We start from the raw sequence: 16,883 nt of genomic DNA, 5'->3' as shown, positions 1-16,883 counted from the left end.
GCGCCGTGACACCTCCAGCCGAAGAGTTCCCGCTGCCCCGGTCGCGTGAGGCCAACGAGCGGCTGCACGCCCTGGTCCCCGGCGGCGCGCACACCTACGCCAAGGGCGACGACCAGTACCCCGCGGACCTGGCCCCGATCATCAGCCACGGTCGCGGCGCCCACGTGTGGGACGTCGACGGCAACCGCTACCTCGAGTACGGCTCGGGACTGCGGTCGGTCAGCCTCGGTCACGCCCACCCGCGCGTGGTCGAGGCGGTGCGGCGGGAACTGGACCGAGGCAGCAACTTCGTCCGCCCGTCCATCGTGGAGGTGGAGGCCGCGGAGCGCTTCCTGGCCACGGTGAGGACCGCCGAGATGGTGAAGTTCGCGAAGAACGGCTCCGACGCCACCACCGCCGCCGTGCGGCTGGCCCGTGCCGTCACCGGGCGCCCGCTGGTGGCCGTCTGCGACGCGCACCCGTTCTTCTCGGTCGACGACTGGTTCATCGGCACCACACCGATGTCCGCCGGCGTGCCGGCCGCGACCACCGAACTCACCGTGACCTTCCCGTACGCGGACCTGGCGGCCACCGAGGAGATGCTCGCCCGCCACCAGGGGCAGGTCGCCTGCCTGATCCTCGAACCCGCCAGTCAGACCGAACCCCCGCCCGGTTACCTCGCCGGGCTGCGCGCGCTGGCCGACCGGCACGGCTGCGTCCTGGTCTTCGACGAGATGATCACTGGTTTCCGCTGGTCCGAGGCGGGCGCCCAGGGCCTGTACGGCGTCGTGCCCGACCTGTCCACCTTCGGCAAGGCGCTGGGCAACGGGTTCGCCGTCGCCGCGCTGGCCGGGCGCCGCGCACTCATGGAACGGGGCGGGCTGCGCCACCCCGGCGAGCGGGTGTTCCTGCTGTCCACCACGCACGGCGCGGAGACGCACGCGTTGGCCGCCGCGATGGCCGTGCTCACCACCTACGTCGAGGAGGGCGTCACCGCGCGACTGCACGCCATCGGCGAGCGGTTGGCCGCCGGCGTCCGGGACGCGGCGGCCGGCGCGGGCGTCGGTGACCACCTTCTCGTCCGGGGCCGGGCCAGCAACCTGGTCTTCGCCACCCTCGGCACGGACCTGCGGCCCTCGCAGGAGTACCGCACCCTGTTCCTGCGCCAACTCATCGCGGGCGGGGTGCTGGCCCCGTCGTTCGTGGTGAGCAGCGCGCTCAGCGACGCCGACGTCGACCGCACCGTGGACGTGGTGGCCCAGGCGTGCGCGGTGTACCGGAAGGCGGTGGACGCCGGCGACCCCACGCCCTGGCTGGCCGGGCGGCCGGTGAAGCCGGTCTTCCGCCGGCTGGTCTGAGGCGCGGTGACGCCCGTCAACCGTGCCCGCGCCGGGCGGCGTCGGCCGCCCGGTCGACCAGCCACGCCGTCGCCGGCACCACCGCGAGCGCCGCGCACCAGCCGCCGAGCACGTCGGTCGGGTAGTGCGCGCCCAGCGCGACCTGCGCCCACCCCATCGCGGCACCGGCGACCAGCGTCAGGGTGAGGGTGAGGAGGGTGCCGGCCGTCGCGCCGAGCCGGAGCCGGCCGGCCACGAGCAGCGCCACCACGAGGGCGAAGGCGGTACAGAAGGCGGTGTGCCCGCTCGGGTAGGACAGGTTGTCACCGTGGATGGTGCGCCCCACCAGCGGCTTGAGCAGCCGCGTCGTCGCCACGGCCAGCCCGACGCCGACCACCACGAGCACCGCCGCGCGCGGCCACCGCAGCACCAGACAGCCCGCCACGGCGAGGCCGACCAGCGTGGCCGCCCCGGCGGGCTCCCCCCAGAAGTCGACGGCCAGCGCGACGGACCGCCACCGGGGTCGCACGTCCTCCGCCGCCACCGAGAACCGCGCGTCCACCCAGCCTGGCCCGCCGTCGCCCGCGTACCAGACGCCGATGACGACGACGACCAGCGCGGCGACGGCCGCGATCAGCCCGAGCCGCGCGCGGAGCGCTACGGGCAGCACCGCGGGCGCCGGCCGGCCGACGCGTTCAGGATCATCCAACAGTCGCACGCCGTCAGCCTTTCAGTTGCCGACCCCGCGTGCCGACCCCGCGCCGCACGCGTAACGGCACCGGCCCGCCGGGATGACGCTCCCCGACGGGCCGGTGCGCTGGTGCCCGAGGTGTTACCGGGCATGGGGCGAGCGGGTGTTACCGGGTGCGGTAGGCGTCGTAGACGGCCTGGCTCACCGTGTTGCCCTGCTTGTCACTGGCGTTCGCCTTGAACGAGACGCTCTTGCCAGCGCCCGGGTTCTTCACGGTCACCTTGCCACCGCTGACGGCCAGCTTCTTCCAGTGCGCGCCCTTGTCGTAACTGACGTACACCGCCAGCGACTTGAGGTTCTTACCGGCGGCCGAGCCCTGCACCGTGACCGGGACCTTGACCGTCGCCCCCGCCTTGGCGGTGCTGTCGAGGGCCAGGGTGGGCGTGAAGCGCACCACCGAGGTCGGCAGCTTCACCTCACCGGTGCTCTTCTTCGAGGAGAAGGTCCAGTCGCCGGTGACCTTGGTGGAGACGTTGGCGACCCCACTGCGGGTGACCGAGGTGCTGAGCTTGTAGGTGGCCGCTCCGGCCGGCACCGTGAACGCCTCGGCACCGGTGAGCGGGTCAGTGTTGCTGCCGACCTTCTTGCCGTTGCGGTAGAGGGTGGTCCGCGCCGTGTCGTGCGTCGTGTAGCCGCTGTTGTTCCTGCCGTCGGCGAAGAGCGGAAGGACGCCGTACAGGTCGTTGCCCTCGCGGAAGATACCCTCGTTCGCGCTCACCTTGGGCCCGAACACCCCGACATTGAGCTGCTGGGTGTAGGACTTGCCCGGGGTCAGCCGGAGTTCGGCGGTGCTGTAGACGGCCTCGTAGTCGTCCTCGGCGTTGTACTGGTCGAGGTTCACCTCCCACCGCGGCCCCTTGCCGTTGACGTAGAGGGTTGCGGTGTGCGGCAGCTTGGTGGGGATGCCGACCGCCCACGTACTCGAGTTGCCGATGAGGGGGAAGGTGAGCAGGGCGCCGGTCTTCTTCGGAGCCGGGGCGCCCAGCCTGGCGGTGATCTTGGCGAGGTCGGCGGGCTTGGCGTGCCGGACGAACCCGGTCGGCGCCTTGGTGACGGAACCGCCGTAGGCCACGTGGTACGTGGGGCCGTTCTCCCCCGCTGGAAGCTGTTGGTGAACTTCTGGGTCAGCTCGCCAGCCGGGACGGCCGGGCCGAGGTGGGCGGTCCTGAACTTCGCGAAGGACTCCAGCAGGTAGCCGTAGCCGAAGGACACCTTCTCCCCGGTGACGCCGATCTCCGCGTAGGCGAGCAGCGAGGTGGTATCCCGTGCCGGAACGCTCACGTCAACGGGCTTGGTGGTGCGCGCGTCGAGGGTCACCGTGGTGTTCTTGTCGACGACCAGCTTGGGCTGGTTGATCCAGTCGATGCTCTCGTCGCTGCCGCTGATCGAGCCGGTGAGCAGGTAGCGGCCCTTGGGAACCCGGACCTTGCCGTCCTTGCTGGTCTCGTCGACACCGAAGGTCTGGCCAGCGCCGAGGCCGCTGATCCCGTCCAGCGCGCTGCTGAAGGACTGCGCGGGCTTGCCGTCCCGACCGACGTGCTTGAGGGTCACGTCGTACGACTCGACCTCGCGCTCCACGGCGGCGGCGGTGCGCACGGTCTGCCCACCGCCTGTCGCGGTCACCCGCGCGCTGTACGAGCCGTCAACGGTGCCACCCAGCCGGGTGTCGACGGTGACGGAGGTGGTCGCCGTGCCGCCCGCTGGGATCGTGAGCTGCTTGTCCTTGGCGGTGAAGAAGCCGGCGGGAGCGGGCTTCTCGTCGGGACCCGTACCGGTCAGCGCCACGTCCACGGTGACCGGCTTGTCGCCCAGGTTGCGGTAGGTCAGCTTCCTGGCCTGCGGCTTGTCGTCGTGGTGCGGCCACTGCTGCTTGCCGAAGGAGAGCGAGGCCGGCTCGGCGACCACCGTCTGCGTGATGGCCTGGCGCAGGTCGATGCGGCCGGTGCCCTGTTCGAAGGCGGTGTACTTGCCGGGGGTCGTGGAAGCGACCAGCGTGGCCTTGATCCGCTCACCGCTCCAGTCCGGGTGCTGCTGGGCCAGGATCGCCGCGGCACCCGCGGCGTGCGGGGCGGACATGGAGGTGCCGGAGATCGCCACGTAGCCGTCGGCGACCGGAGTGCCTCCCTCGGCGATCTGGCTGCCGGGCGCCGCCGCGGCGCCGATGTCCACACCGGGCGCGGTCACATCGGGCTTGATGGCACCGTCCCCCACCCGGGGGCCCCGACTGGAGAAGCTGGCCAGCTCGTCCTTCTTGTCGACGGCGCCCACGGTCAGCGCGGCGTCCGCGCTGCCCGGAGAGCCGACGGTACCGGCGCCGAACTCGCCCTCGTTGCCCGCCGAGATGGCGAAGAGCACGCCCTGCTCGGCCGAGAGCTTGTTGACCGCGGTCTCCAGCGGGTCGAGGCCGGGCGCGTCCGTCCCACCGAGGCTGAGGTTGACCACGTCGGCCTTCTCGGCCGCCGCCCACTCCAGGCCCGCGACGATGCCCGAATCCTCGCCGAACCCCTCGTCGTTCAGTACCTTGCCGTCAAGGATCTTCGCACCGGAGGCGACGCCCCGGTACTTGCCGCCGGACTTCGCGCCGGTACCGGCCGCGGTGGAGGCCACGTGGGTGCCGTGACCCACCCGGTCCTTGGTGTCGACGGCGTCGGTGAAGTTCTTCTCGGCGACCTGCTGCCCGACCAGGTCCGGGTGCGTCTGGTCGACACCGGTGTCCAGCACGGCGATTTTGGTGCCCTTGCCGTCGAAGCCGGCCTTCCACGCCGCGGGCGCGCCGATCTGCGGCACGCTCTTGTCCAGCGTGGCCTTACGGATACCGTCCAGCCACACCTTCGCCACCCCGGGGGCGGCCGTTCGGTGCGTGGCGCCGCGGGGCACGTCGGTCAGCGCCTCCCAGGCGGCCGAGGCGTGCTCGGGCGAGGCCGTCACCGCGTCGGCGCCCAGCACCGGAAGCGAACGCCGCACCTTCGTGCCCTCGGCGGCCCGGAGCTTCGCCTTGGCGGCGGGCCGCTCGCCCTGGTAGGCCACGATGAGCCGCACCCCGGCACGCTGACTGGCCACGTACTCCGGCCGGCTCAGCGTCGTCACGTCGAACAGCCGCTTGTCCACCGTGCCCCGGGAGATCAGGCGACGCGCGTCACGCGGGATCACGTACGCGTGCCCGCCCCGCCGCTCCACCTGAACGGGTACGTGCTCGCGCCCCTCGGCCGGCCGGATGGCGACCGGGTTGCCCTTGGCGTCGACCGCGACCCGGTCACCGGTGACGAGGGTGACCCAGGTGCGGGCACCACCGGCCCCGCGCTCCTGCCCCGTCCGCTTGCCGTCTGTCGTGGCGGCGGATCCTTCCCGCGCCACAGCGGTCGGGGTGGTCAACCCCGCCGCGAGCGCGGTGGCGGCAACGACGGCCACCCCCGCGCCCCACACAGCTCTTCTTCCTGTACGCAACTTTCCCCCCAATGAGGACAGCTCACGAGAAGGGCCCCACAGGCCCCTCACATCGAGTGCGTGCACAGGCGAGTATGTGCCGGATCGCGGCACCCACCCGCGAGTGTGGCGGAAAAGCCAAGTGCGCCTGAAAGAAAAGGACTTGAAAGCGTTGGTGGGCATCTGGTGTGTTGCCGCCGTGTGGCGTTGCGGGGGGTCGGATTCCGGTACGGCCAGGTCAGGGGCGGTATGGCGCACCCTGCTCCCTCAGCGGGACATGCGGGAATCCCCGGCCGGCCGCCGCTGGCCCGGCCACATGTCGTCGTACGCGGCGTCGAAGAACCGCACCTGCGGCCCGCGCAGCGCGGACGCGTCGGCCAGCTCGCCCCGGGCCGCCTCGGCGAGGTGGGTCGCGTAGCGATAGGCGGCACCCCGCAGGGGCTCGCTCCTGGCCGACAGGTCGATCTCCGCCTGCGCGAGCCACAGGTCGTCGACGAGTCGGTCGAGCGCGGGGGTGGCCGCGCTGGCGCCGGCGGGCGGGGACGTGAACGCCGTCTTCTCCACCTGCCACGCGATGCTCAGAAACCGCAGGATCACGTTCTTCAGCTCCGCGCGGTGCGCGGCTGCCTCCTGGATCTCCACCTGCCGGTTGCTCGCCCGAGACACCAGGTACTGGCCGAACAGCGACCCACCCGCGCCCAGCACCACACCCGCCAGGGACAACAGCGCCGGCCCCAGATTTCCCCAAGATCCCATGGCACGAGTCTGCCAACTCGCCACGGGGACCGACCGAACCAGCCGCCCGCACCACCCGCCGGCGGACCGGGCGCGGCTCGACGGACGGAAATCGGTTGTGCGCCGGCCCGCGCAGCGGTTTCCATGGGCGTGGCAAGGGGCACCGGCACGGCGTCGGGCCCTCCGAAGAGGTGGTGTTGTATGCCCAGGGCGTCGCGGAACGGATCTCGCGTACGAGGACGGTCCGCACCGGTGACGTCTGGACCCGGCCGACGCGTTCGGCCCGGTCGAGGCTGACCGGCTCCGCACGGACTCCCCTACGCGAGCGGCGTACCTCGCGGCGGCCAACCCGGCCGCCCCTGGACCGCGTTCGCGACGTGCCGCACCTCGGCGCGCGCGACACGCTCCGCACGTGACGCACACTGCCAGGAGTCCCCTCGCATGACCCGACCCAGCAAGCGGGAGCGCGCCGCACACGGCCGCTCCCGGAACGCCACCTCGTTCCGTTGTCTCCACTGCGGCCTCGACATCTCCATGAGCGCCGTGGGCACCAACCATCGCAACCACTGCCCGCACTGCCTGTGGAGCCGACACCTCGACACCACCCCGGGCGACCGGGCCGCCGACTGCGGCGCCCGGATGGAGCCGCTGGCCATCACCGTGCGCGGTGACGGCGAGTGGGTGATCATCCACCGGTGCACCGGCTGCGGCGTGCTGCACGCCAACCGCACGGCGGGCGACGACAACGCCCTGCCGCTGACCCGGCTCGCCGTACGCCCACTGGCCCAGCCGCCGTTCCCCTTCGAGCGGCTGGCCGGCCTGTGAGCCGCTGACCGCGCGACGGGCCCGGCGACCCCACCCAGGGGCCGCCGGGCCCTTTTCCGTCGCGTTCGGCCGCCCCGTCGCGCCGTACGGGGGCAGGAGCGACCCACGGGCATCGTTCAGCGGGGAGACGCCTCGATCGCGAATCCGTGGCGCTCGCCGTCGGCGAGGAACGAGGCGAGCGCGCCGCCCTGTTCGGCCACGGCGGTACGGTCGGCGCGGGAGAAGGCGCGCAACGGGGTGACCGTGACCGTGCCGTCCCGGACGCTCCACGTGGCGGCGACCCGGCCGTCCACCAGGACGAAGCGGGCGCCGGTGACGGACAGGCCGCGGTGGGCGTCGTCGATGATCCGGCCACGGTCCTGGTAGCCGAGGACGGCGTTGTCGAAGGCGGGCAGGAACCGCACCGGCGCGGGCGTCTCGGGGTCGGGGCGTGGCGCGCCGGGGAGGTCGAGCAGTTCCCGGCCGCGCTCGTCGCGGAAGGTGACCAGCTCGTCCCGCAGGGCCGCGAGGGCGGTCGGCAGCCCGGCCAGGCCGCACCAGGCGCGCACGTCGGCGGAGGCGGCGGGCCCGAACGCGGCCAGGTAGCGCCGCACCAGCGCCTGGCCGACCGGGTCCGAGCCGGTGCGCGGCAGCGGGTCCACCTCGCGGCCGAGCCAGGACGCGAGCGGCGCGTTGCGCACCCCCGCCCGGACGCGCCACAGCCCGCGCGGCGGCATCTGCACCACCGGGACGAGCGCGGCGATGACCACCTCGCCGAGCGCCCGTGGGCCCGGCTCGGGCCACCGTTCGGCCAGCGCCCGGCCGAGGTCGGCCATCGAACGCGGCCCGCCGTCGGCCAACAGGGCGCGGCCCGCCGCCGCGAGCTCGTCGAGGTCCACTCCGGCGAGTTCGCGACGGTAGGCCCCGACGGACCGTTGCCGGAGCATGGCGTCGTGCCGCGCCCGCCAGGCCAGTGCGTCGTCCGCGGTGACCAGGTGCACCGTGCGGCGCATGAGGTGGGTGCGTACCACGCGTCGCTCGGTCAGCAGGTCCGAGAGCGTGTGCGGGTCGAACGCGCGCAGCCGGGACCACAGCCCGACGAAGGGTTCCTGCGGCTCCTGGGCCTGGAGGCCGCCCAGGTGCGCGACGGCGTCGACGGCCGGCAGGTCGGCGCGGTCGAGGAGCAACTGTCGGGCGAGCGTGGCGCGGTTGAGCGCCCGGGTGTCCAACACGGTCATCGCGGCCCCTCCACCGCCCGCACGTCACCGCTGCCCCCGGCCGCCACCGGGCGCGGCCCGGCGGCCGTGCGCGCGGCGGGGCCGCCGGCCCGGCCGCCGGCCCGGCGGGAGCGGGGCGCGGCGGTCGGGGTGACGGGTTCTTCCTGGTTGTTCTCGTCGTGATGCACGGCCCCACGATGGCAGGCCATGAGGACAGGATGTGTCCGCTGTGGTCGCGTGATCGCGGGAGGTGCGGCGGGCCCCCGGGGCCGTGGCGCGCGGAGCCTGCCGCTCGTACGGGGGCGGCCGTGGCCCTGCCTGCCAGGCTCCCCCGGGTCGCACGCGCGCTGCCCGTACGCGCGATCCGGGAGGTGGCTACGCGTCGATGCGCGACCGGTCCAACGTCGCCGCCGAGCCGGCGATGAACTCCTTGCGCGGCGCCACGTCGTTGCCCATCAGCAGGTCGAAGACGCGCTCCGCGGCGTCCAGGTCGGAGAGGTTGATCCGGCGCAGGGTGCGGCGGCGCGGGTCCATCGTGGTCGCCGCCAGTTGGTCGGCGTCCATCTCGCCGAGCCCCTTGTAGCGCTGGATCGAGTCCTTGTACCGGACGCCCTGGCGTCGCAACTCCGCGAGCGTGTCGCGCAGTTCGCGGTCGGAGTAGGTGTAGACGTACCTGTCCCGGCCCTTCCCGGGCTGGGTGATCTCGACGCGGTGCAGCGGCGGGACCGCGGCGAAGACCCGGCCGGCCTCGACCATCGGCCGCATGCAGCGGTGGAACAGCGTGAGCAGCAGGCAGCGGATGTGGGAGCCGTCCACGTCGGCGTCCGGTCATCATGATGATCTTGCCGTAACGGGCCTGGTCCAGATCGAAGGTGCGGCCCGAGCCCGCACCGATGACCTGGATGATCGCGCCGCACTCGGCGTTGCGCAGCATGTCGGCCGCCGACGAGCGCCGCACGTTCAGGATCTTGCCCCGGATCGGCAGCAACGCCTGGAACTCGGAGTCGCGGGCGAGCTTGGCCGTCCCCAGGGCGGAGTCACCCTCGACGATGAGCAGTTCGCCGCGGTCGACGTCACCGCTGCGACAGTCGGCGAGCTTGGCCGGCAGCGCGGAGGACTGGAGGGCGGTCTTCCGGCGCTGGACCTCCCTGTGCTGGCGGGCCGCGACACGCGTGCGGGCGGCGGCGACGACCTTGTCCAGCACGGCGCGGGCCTGGGCCGAGGTGTCGCGCCTGGTGGACGCGAGGAACGCCGCCAGCTCCCTCGCGACCACCTGGTGCACGACGCGGCGGGCGGCCGGCGTGCCGAGCACCTCCTTGGTCTGGCCCTCGAACTGCGGCTCGGCCAGCCGCACGGTCACCACGGCGGTGAGGCCCTCAAGGGCGTCGTCCCTGACGACGTCGGCCTCGGCGACCCGCAGCAGCTTCCTGGCGCGCAGGGCCTCGTTCATCGTCCGGGTGACGGCCCGCTCGAAGCCGGCGACGTGGGTGCCGCCCTTGGGCGTGGCGATGACGTTGACGAAGGACTTCACGGTCGTGTCGTAGCCGGTGCCCCAGCACAGGGCCACGTCCACGCCGAGTTCGCGGCTGACCTCGGCGGGCGTCGAGCGGCCGTGCTCGTCCAGGACCGGGACGGTCTCTCGGAACGTGCCCCGGCCGGTGAGGCGGAGCACGTCGCACAGGGGCCTGTCGCCGGTGAGGTACGCGCAGAACTCGCCGATCCCACCCTCGAAGCGGAAGGACTCCTCGCCCTTGCCGCCGTCCGGGCCGAGGCCGTACGCGTCCCGGACGACGAGGGTCAGGCCCGGCACCAGGAAGGCCGTCTGGCGGGCCCGTTGGTGCAGCGCGTCGAGGCGGAGCCGGGCGTCCGGCGGGAAGATCTGCGGGTCGGCCCAGAAACGCACCCGGGTGCCCGTGCGCGACGCGGGGATCTCGGCCGTTCGGCGCAGGCCCGGGGCCGGGGTGAAGGGGGCGCCGGGCCCCGGGCCGGCGTACCTGCCGGGGGTGCCGCGGTGGAAACTCATGGCGTGGGTGTGGCCGTGCCGGTCGATCTCGATGTCGAGCCGCGCGGAGAGGGCGTTGACCACGCAGGCACCGACGCCGTGCAGGCCGCCGGAGGCCGCGTAGGAGCCGCCGCCGAACTTCCCGCCGGCGTGCAGCCGGGTGTAGGCGATCTCGACGCCGGACAGGCCGGTGCGGGGCTCGACGTCGACGGGGATGCCACGGCCGTTGTCGGTGACCTCGACCGAGCCGTCCTCGTGCAGGACGACCTCGACGCGGTCGCAGTACCCGCCCAGGGCCTCGTCCACGGAGTTGTCGATGATCTCCCACAGGCAGTGCGTCAGGCCCCGACTGTCGCTGGAGCCGACGTACATGCCGGGGCGTTTGCGCACGGCCTCAAGTCCTTCCAGGACCATGAGGTGCCGTGCGGTGTAGTCGGAGCCGTCTTGTGGTGGGTTGGCCGTGGGTGCGGAGTTGGGCGCGGGTGCGGATTTGGGCGCGGGTGTGGCGGGGGACGTGCGCACGCGGTGCTCTCCTCGGCGGCGGTCGCGGGGGCGGGGCCCCGGGCCCGGGGGGCCCGGGGAGCGTCAGATGTCGAGGAAGCGGACGTCCTTGGCGTTGCGCTGGATGAAGTGGCGGCGCGCCTCGACGTCCTCGCCCATCAGGACGGAGAACAGGTCATCGGCGAAGGCCGCGTCGTCCAGGGTGACCTGGCCCAGGACCCGGTGGTCGGGGTCCATGGTGGTCACGCGCAACTCCTCGGCGTTCATCTCGCCCAGGCCCTTGAAGCGCTGGATGGAGTCGTCCCTGACCCGGCGGCCGGCCTGCCGGCCCCGTTCGATGAGGACGTCGCGTTCGCGGTCGGAGTAGGCGTACTCCACGTGCTCCCGGCTCCACTTGATCTTGTAGAGCGGGGGGCGGGAGAGGTAGACGTGGCCCCCTTCGATCAGCGGTCGCATGAAGCGGAAGAGGAAGGTGAGCAGCAACGTGTTGATGTGCTGGCCGTCGACGTCGGCGTCCGCCATCAAGATGATCTTGTGGTAGCGGAGCCTGGTGATGTCGAAGTCCTCGTGCACGCCCACGCCGAACGCGGAGATGATCGCCTGCACCTCCTGGTTGTGCAGGATCCTGTCGATCCGGGCCTTCTCGACGTTGAGGATCTTGCCGCGGATGGGCAGGATCGCCTGGTACCGCGGGTCACGGCCGGACTTGGCCGAGCCGCCGGCGGAGTCACCCTCGACGATGAAGATCTCGCACCGCGCCGGGTCGTTGGACTGGCAGTCGCTCAACTTGCCCGGCAGCGACGCCGTCTCAAGCAGGCCCTTGCGGCGGGTCAGGTCGCGCGCCCTGCGGGCCGCGACCCGGGCGGTCGCCGCCTGGAGGGCCTTGCGCACGATGTCGGCCGCCTCGTTCGGATTGCGGTCAAACCAGTCGGTCAGCCGCTCGTGCACCACCTTCTGCACGAAGGTCTTCGCCTCGGTGTTGCCGAGCTTGGTCTTGGTCTGGCCCTCGAACTGCGGCTCGCCCAACTTGACCGAGATGATCGCGGTCAGACCCTCGCGGATGTCCTCACCGGCGAGGTTGTCGTCCTTCTCGCGCAGCAGCCTCCGCTCCCGCGCGTAGCGGTTGACGACGGTGGTCAACGCCGTGCGGAAGCCCTCCTCGTGGGTGCCGCCCTCGTGGGTGTGGATGGCGTTGGCGTACGAGTAGACGCTGTCGGTGTACTGGGTGTTCCACTGCATCGCGACCTCGACCGACAGCAGGCGCTCGGGGTCCTCGGCGCCGACGGAGATCACCGAGGGGTGCACCGGCTCCCCCTTGCGGGCGCCCAGGTGGGCGACGAAGTCGGTGATGCCGCCGGCGTAGCGGTACGCGACCGTCTTGGCCGCCCGCTCCGCGACGGCGTCCGAGCCGACCTCGTCGGGCGCGGCCGTCGCGCGCGCGGAGGGACGTTCGTCGGTCAGGGTCAGGGTGAGCCTTCGGTTGAGGAACGCCATCTCCTGGAAGCGCCTGGCCAGCGTCTCGAAGGAGAAGTGGGTGGTCTCGAAGATCGCGCCGTCCGCCCAGAACGTCAGCGACGTGCCGGTCCGGGAGGTGGTCTCGTGGCGGACGAGCGGTCCGGCGGGGGCGCCGTTCGCGTAGTCCTGCGTCCACCGGTGGCCCTCGGTCCAGATCTCCACCGCCAGCCGGGTCGACAGGGCGTTGACCACGGACAGGCCCACGCCGTGCAGGCCGCCGGAGACCGCGTACCCCCCGCCGCCGAACTTCCCACCCGCGTGCAGCACGGTCAGCACCACCTCGACGGCCGGCCGCCGCTCCACCGGATGCGTGCCCACGGGGATGCCCCGGCCGTTGTCGACCACCCGCACGCCACCGTCGGCCAGGATCGTCACGTCGATCCGGTCGGCCACCCCGGCCAGCGCCTCGTCCACGGAGTTGTCCACCAACTCCTGCACGAGGTGGTGCAGTCCCCGCTCCCCCGTGGAGCCGATGTACATCCCGGGCCGCTTGCGCACGGCGTCGAGGCCGTCCAGGACGGTGATCGCGTTGGCGTCGTACGCCGCGACCCCGGCCTGGCCGAGCCGCTCAGCTCCGGTGGCGTTGGCGTCGGCGCCGGTACGGGTGTCGTAAGTGGTCACAGATGCTCTCTTTCGGGCATGACAGACCGCGCTCTGGCACCGCGGTGCGGGAGAGCGGTCAAAGACCTGGCGGAAACGGAACACGGCAACACGAAGAGGCCCCACGAGCCCTGCGAACTCGGGACCAGTCACCGTCGGAACGGCCTTCACGATACCGAAGATGCCACCCACACCCGGACCGAGAAGGCGGCCATGCGGCCTTGTAGCCCGCTTTCTCTCCGGCGCCCCATCCCCCCTGCGCCGAGCCCGCGAAGACGCGACAGAGAGGCGCACAGCGGCTTTCCTGGTGCCTTGTCGCGCCGGGCTCAAGACGCTTTCTTCCGGCCGGCCCGGCGAGCGCGTCCCCGTACCGCGTGCCGCCGGGCCGCCGGCACGCGGCGGCGGCAACCCGGCTCGGCGCGGGGTCGGGGGCGCCGCTCAGCGGGCGGGGTCGGGGGCGGGGGCGCCACTCGACGGCTGGGCGTCCGGGGTCGCGTCAGAAGGAGCCCCTGCCCCGAGAAAGTGACCCGCGGGTCCCGGAGCGCCTCGCGAAGGTGCTCGACCACGCCCGCGCCGAACACCCGAGCATCGGCTTCCGCAGCGCGGAGGAGTTCGGCCAGGCCCCGGTGGAAGCCCGGGAGCAGGCGGCCAGGACCCCTCCCGAGCGCGGGGACCTAGCATCGGCGGGCATCGACCGGGAGGAGACAGGAGGAGACAGGGTGACGGCGATCCCGGCAAACCAGGTCAGCCTGCTGCCACGGGGGTTCGGCAGCCTGAGCCGCACGGCACCCGTGGCCCCGCCGGACACGCTCTTCGTGCTGGGCGCGAACGGCGGCATGCGGGTGGCGCCCGACGCGTACTTCAGGCTGCTGTTCGGGCGCAACGAGCCCGAGGTCCACGTCTGTGTCGGCCCGACCGACGCGCTCGTCAGCCGACGACAGGGGCTGATCGTCCGCGAGTCCGCCCACTGGGTGCTGCACAACACCGGCAGGCTACCCATCCTCTTCCCCGGCTCGCGGCTGGTCCTCGGCGGCGACCAGGCACACCTGCCGACCGGGTACACCCCCTTGTTCGTGGTCTCCTCACGCCACCAACACCTGCTGGAGGTCCGCGTCACCGCACCGGGCCAACCACCCGGCCCACGGGACGGGCCCGAGCGGTACGAGGAGGAGACCCGCGCCGACATCCGGAGGCTGAGCCCGGAGGAGAGGCTGGTACTCGTCTGCCTCGCGCAGCGCTACCTACGACACGGGCCCCACCCACAACCGTTGACCTGGGCCCAGGTGGGCGACGAGCTGAGCCGGCTGCGACCGGCGGAGCGGTGGAGCCCCAAGCGCGCCGCGCACATCGTCGCCACCGTCCGCAGACGGCTCAGCGGGGAGAACGGCGTCCCCGGCCTCCTGGAGGACGAGGTCCCCCAGCCGGTCGGCAACGCGCTCAACCACCACCTCATCACCGACCTGCTGACCACCACGACCATCGCCAGTGCGGACCTGCGCCTGCTACGCCCCTGACCCACCCCGCCCGGGTACGGGCACCGGCGCCACGGGCCGGCCGCGCGCGCCTCAGCCCACCGGCACGCCGCGCTCCGCCAACTCGTCCGCGCACTCCTTCGGCACGATCCCGTCGGTGAACACCAGCCTCCGCTGCGTCGGAGTCGCCGACGGATCGAGCGCCTCGCGCCGCTCTCGCGCGGCCTCTGCCCGCGCCCGCGCGACGTCCTCGGCGATCTTCTGACAGTCGACGGCCGCCGTGCCGCCACCCGGCGCGGGCTCCCTGGTCGGCGACGTTGAGCCCGAGGGCCGCTCGGCGTCGAGCACGACGGTGGCACCGAGGCCCACCAGGCACACCACGAACCACGCCACGGCCGCCCACCAACGAAGTCTCATCAGCGGGCCATTGTGGCAGGGGGCAGGGGGCAGGGCGCGGCCCGGCACGGCGGTGGTGCGGGGGCGGCGGCGACGTACGACGGGACGCAGTGTCCCACCCTGACGCGGTCACCCCCTGGCTCGCCGGCAGCCCCGGCCGCCGCTGTCGCCCTCAGCTACGCTCACTGATCGCGGAGCAGCCCGCCCGGACGGGCCTGACCTCCGCACCCTCCGCGCCGCCCGTACCACAGCCCCGCACCCACCCGCACCAGCGCACCGCACCCCCGCCAGCAGCACCGTTCGGTTGCCCTGCGATGGATCACCCACGTGACCCTCCGGTAGCGTCGGGATATGAGCCATCCGCATCCCGAACTCAAAGCCGCTCCACCGCTGCCCAAAGGGGGGCTGAGGATCGTCGCTCTGGGCGGTCTCGGTGAGATCGGCCGCAACATGACCGTCTTCGAGCACGCCGGCAAGCTTCTGATCGTCGACTGTGGCGTGCTGTTCCCCGAAGAGAACCAGCCCGGGGTGGACGTGATCCTTCCCGACTTCACCTCGATCCGGGACCGCCTGGACGACATCGTGGCCGTGGTGCTGACCCACGGCCACGAGGACCACATCGGCGGCGTGCCGTACCTGCTGCGGGAGCGGGCGGACATCCCCGTGGTCGGCTCCAAGCTGACGCTCGCGTTCCTGGAGGCCAAGCTCAAGGAGCACGGCATCCGGCCCCGTACGGTACGGGTGCGCGAGGGTGACCGGCGCGGCTTCGGCCCCTTCGACTGCGAGTTCGTCGCGGTCAACCACTCCATCCCGGACGGCCTGGCGGTGGCGATCCGTACCGGCGCCGGCATGGTGCTGCACACCGGCGACTTCAAGATGGACCAGTTCCCGCTGGACGACCGGATCACCGACCTGCGCGCCTTCGCCCGACTGGGCGAGGAGGGCGTCGACCTCTTCCTCACCGACTCCACCAACGCCGAGGTGCCCGGCTTCACGACCTCCGAACGCGATCTGAACCCGGCGATCGAGCAGGTCCTGCGCACCGCCCCGCGGCGGGTCATCGTCTCCAGCTTCGCCAGCCACGTCCACCGCATCCAGCAGGTGCTGGACGCCGCCCACCAGCACGGCCGCAAGGTCGCCTTCGTGGGCCGGTCCATGGTCCGCAACATGGGCATCGCCCGCGAACTCGGCTACCTCCGGGTCCCGCCCGGTCTGGTGGTGAGCACCAAGGAACTGGAGTCCCTGCCGGACCACCAGATCACCCTGGTGTGCACCGGGTCCCAGGGTGAGCCGATGGCCGCGCTCTCCCGCATGGCCAACCGCGACCACATGATCCGCATCGGCGAGGGGGACACCGTCCTGCTCGCCAGTTCCCTGATCCCCGGCAACGAGACCGCCATCTACCGGGTGATCAACGGGCTGACCCGGTGGGGCGCGCACGTCGTCCACAAGGGCAACGCCAAGGTGCACGTTTCGGGACACGCCAGCGCGGGCGAGCTGGTGTACTGCTACAACATCGTCAAGCCGCGGCACGTGATGCCCGTGCACGGCGAGTGGAAGCACCTGCGGGCCAACGCCGACCTGGCCATCCGTACCGGCGTCGCGCCCGACCGCGTCGTCATCGCGGAGGACGGCGTCGTGGTCGACCTGGTCAACGGCCGCGCCTCGATCACCGGCAAGGTGCCCGCCGGCAACGTGTACGTGGACGGCATGACGGTCGGCGGCGCCACCGAGGCGTCCCTCAAGGACCGGGTCACCCTCGCGGCGGAGGGCGTGGTCACCGTCGTGGCCATCGTCGACGCCGACACAGGCGCCCTCACCGAGCCGCCCGACTTCCTGGCCCGTGGCTTCGTCCACGACGACGCCACCTTCGAGCCGGTCATCCCCGTGATCGAGAAGACCCTGGCCAAGGCGGCCGAGGAGGGCGTCGGAGACGCGCACCAGCTCGAACAGCTCGTCGCCCGTGCCGTGGCCAACTGGGCCTTCCGCACCTACCGCCGCAAGCCGCTGATCATCCCCGTCATCATCGACGCCTGACGGGCCCGCACCCGCACCGGCGACGACGCCAGAGCCGATCCGGCCCCGAGCCCTGGCGCGCGCCGTGCGGCTGCCACCCGCCGCTGTCGAGCGCGGGCGCGCCCCGGGGCGCGG

General features: G+C 72.6%; 12 protein-coding genes and 1 pseudogene. 4 read left to right on the top strand and 9 right to left on the bottom strand.

The annotated features are described in order from the left end of the window. The first annotated feature begins 5 nt into the window (after window positions 1-5). Complete coding sequence (locus AC3CHW_RS29790; RefSeq protein ID WP_488468518.1) at window positions 6-1,337, top strand: glutamate-1-semialdehyde 2,1-aminomutase; 1,332 nt, start codon at window positions 6-8, stop codon at window positions 1,335-1,337. A gap of 16 nt (window positions 1,338-1,353) precedes the next feature. On the opposite strand, the gene AC3CHW_RS29785 is transcribed toward AC3CHW_RS29790, so the two are convergent. The 4 genes from AC3CHW_RS29785 to AC3CHW_RS29770 form a co-directional block, all read right to left on the bottom strand. Next, window positions 1,354-2,034 (bottom strand): phosphatase PAP2 family protein, encoded by a 681-nt coding sequence (locus AC3CHW_RS29785; protein WP_488468517.1) that lies wholly within the window; start codon window positions 2,032-2,034, stop codon window positions 1,354-1,356. Between the two features lie 139 nt (window positions 2,035-2,173). Further along, entirely contained in the window at window positions 2,174-2,908 is a 735-nt protein-coding gene (locus AC3CHW_RS29780; protein WP_488468516.1) for a hypothetical protein, read from the bottom strand. Beyond that, window positions 2,905-5,421, bottom strand: a complete 2,517-nt coding sequence (locus AC3CHW_RS29775; RefSeq protein ID WP_488468515.1) for a S8 family serine peptidase — start codon at window positions 5,419-5,421, stop codon at window positions 2,905-2,907. Before AC3CHW_RS29775 ends, AC3CHW_RS29780 begins: the two co-directional genes overlap by 4 nt. A gap of 336 nt (window positions 5,422-5,757) precedes the next feature. Further along, window positions 5,758-6,246 (bottom strand): hypothetical protein, encoded by a 489-nt coding sequence (locus AC3CHW_RS29770; RefSeq protein WP_488468514.1) that lies wholly within the window; start codon window positions 6,244-6,246, stop codon window positions 5,758-5,760. Between the two features lie 420 nt (window positions 6,247-6,666). Between AC3CHW_RS29770 and AC3CHW_RS29765 the strand changes: the two genes are divergently transcribed. Then, window positions 6,667-7,050: an RNHCP domain-containing protein gene (locus AC3CHW_RS29765; protein ID WP_488468513.1), complete on the top strand. Its 384-nt coding sequence runs from the start codon at window positions 6,667-6,669 to the stop codon at window positions 7,048-7,050. A 116-nt stretch (window positions 7,051-7,166) separates the two neighbouring features. Here AC3CHW_RS29765 and AC3CHW_RS29760 read toward each other — a convergent pair whose 3' ends face one another. The 4 genes and pseudogenes from AC3CHW_RS29760 to gyrB form a co-directional block, all read right to left on the bottom strand. Then, window positions 7,167-8,267 carry a winged helix DNA-binding domain-containing protein gene (locus AC3CHW_RS29760; RefSeq protein WP_398610538.1) on the bottom strand — a complete coding sequence of 367 codons (1,101 nt, stop codon included), beginning with the start codon at window positions 8,265-8,267 and terminating at the stop codon, window positions 7,167-7,169. Next, window positions 8,264-8,434, bottom strand: a complete 171-nt coding sequence (locus tag AC3CHW_RS29755; protein WP_488468512.1) for a hypothetical protein — start codon at window positions 8,432-8,434, stop codon at window positions 8,264-8,266. The genes AC3CHW_RS29760 and AC3CHW_RS29755 overlap by 4 nt, the downstream gene beginning before the upstream one ends. 187 nt (window positions 8,435-8,621) lie before the next feature. Next, window positions 8,622-10,770: pseudogene (locus tag AC3CHW_RS29750) on the bottom strand (DNA gyrase/topoisomerase IV subunit B). A 63-nt stretch (window positions 10,771-10,833) separates the two neighbouring features. After that, complete coding sequence (gene gyrB, locus AC3CHW_RS29745; protein WP_488468511.1) at window positions 10,834-12,885, bottom strand: DNA topoisomerase (ATP-hydrolyzing) subunit B; 2,052 nt, start codon at window positions 12,883-12,885, stop codon at window positions 10,834-10,836. Between the two features lie 533 nt (window positions 12,886-13,418). Here gyrB and AC3CHW_RS29740 point away from each other — a divergent pair. Further along, window positions 13,419-14,378, top strand: coding sequence for an FHA domain-containing protein (locus tag AC3CHW_RS29740; protein ID WP_488468510.1), 960 nt, complete (start codon window positions 13,419-13,421; stop codon window positions 14,376-14,378). A gap of 51 nt (window positions 14,379-14,429) precedes the next feature. Here the strand turns inward: AC3CHW_RS29740 and AC3CHW_RS29735 are convergent, their stop codons facing one another. Next, a complete protein-coding gene (locus AC3CHW_RS29735) occupies window positions 14,430-14,753 on the bottom strand; it encodes a hypothetical protein (protein WP_488468509.1) in 324 nt (107 codons plus the stop codon). Between the two features lie 330 nt (window positions 14,754-15,083). Here AC3CHW_RS29735 and AC3CHW_RS29730 point away from each other — a divergent pair, with 330 nt between their 5' ends. Beyond that, complete coding sequence (locus AC3CHW_RS29730; RefSeq protein ID WP_488468508.1) at window positions 15,084-16,769, top strand: ribonuclease J; 1,686 nt, start codon at window positions 15,084-15,086, stop codon at window positions 16,767-16,769. Window positions 16,770-16,883: the final 114 nt, after the last annotated feature.

The sequence above is a fragment of the Streptomyces sp. MGP-BFMKR1 genome, assembly GCF_057766585.1.
Note: the sequence above shows the minus strand (reverse complement) of the source record. Positions and strands in the feature narration are given on the sequence as shown.

What these genes read in the sequence shown, in the direction of transcription:
- AC3CHW_RS29770 (WP_488468514.1), bottom strand. Translation starts at nt 6,246, where the DNA reads ATGGGATCTTGGGGAAATCTGGGGCCGGCGCTGTTGTCCCTGGCGGGT.
- AC3CHW_RS29760 (WP_398610538.1), bottom strand. Translation starts at nt 8,267, where the DNA reads ATGACCGTGTTGGACACCCGGGCGCTCAACCGCGCCACGCTCGCCCGA.
- AC3CHW_RS29735 (WP_488468509.1), bottom strand. Translation starts at nt 14,753, where the DNA reads ATGAGACTTCGTTGGTGGGCGGCCGTGGCGTGGTTCGTGGTGTGCCTG.
- AC3CHW_RS29765 (WP_488468513.1), top strand. Translation starts at nt 6,667, where the DNA reads ATGACCCGACCCAGCAAGCGGGAGCGCGCCGCACACGGCCGCTCCCGG.
- AC3CHW_RS29730 (WP_488468508.1), top strand. Translation starts at nt 15,084, where the DNA reads ATGAGCCATCCGCATCCCGAACTCAAAGCCGCTCCACCGCTGCCCAAA.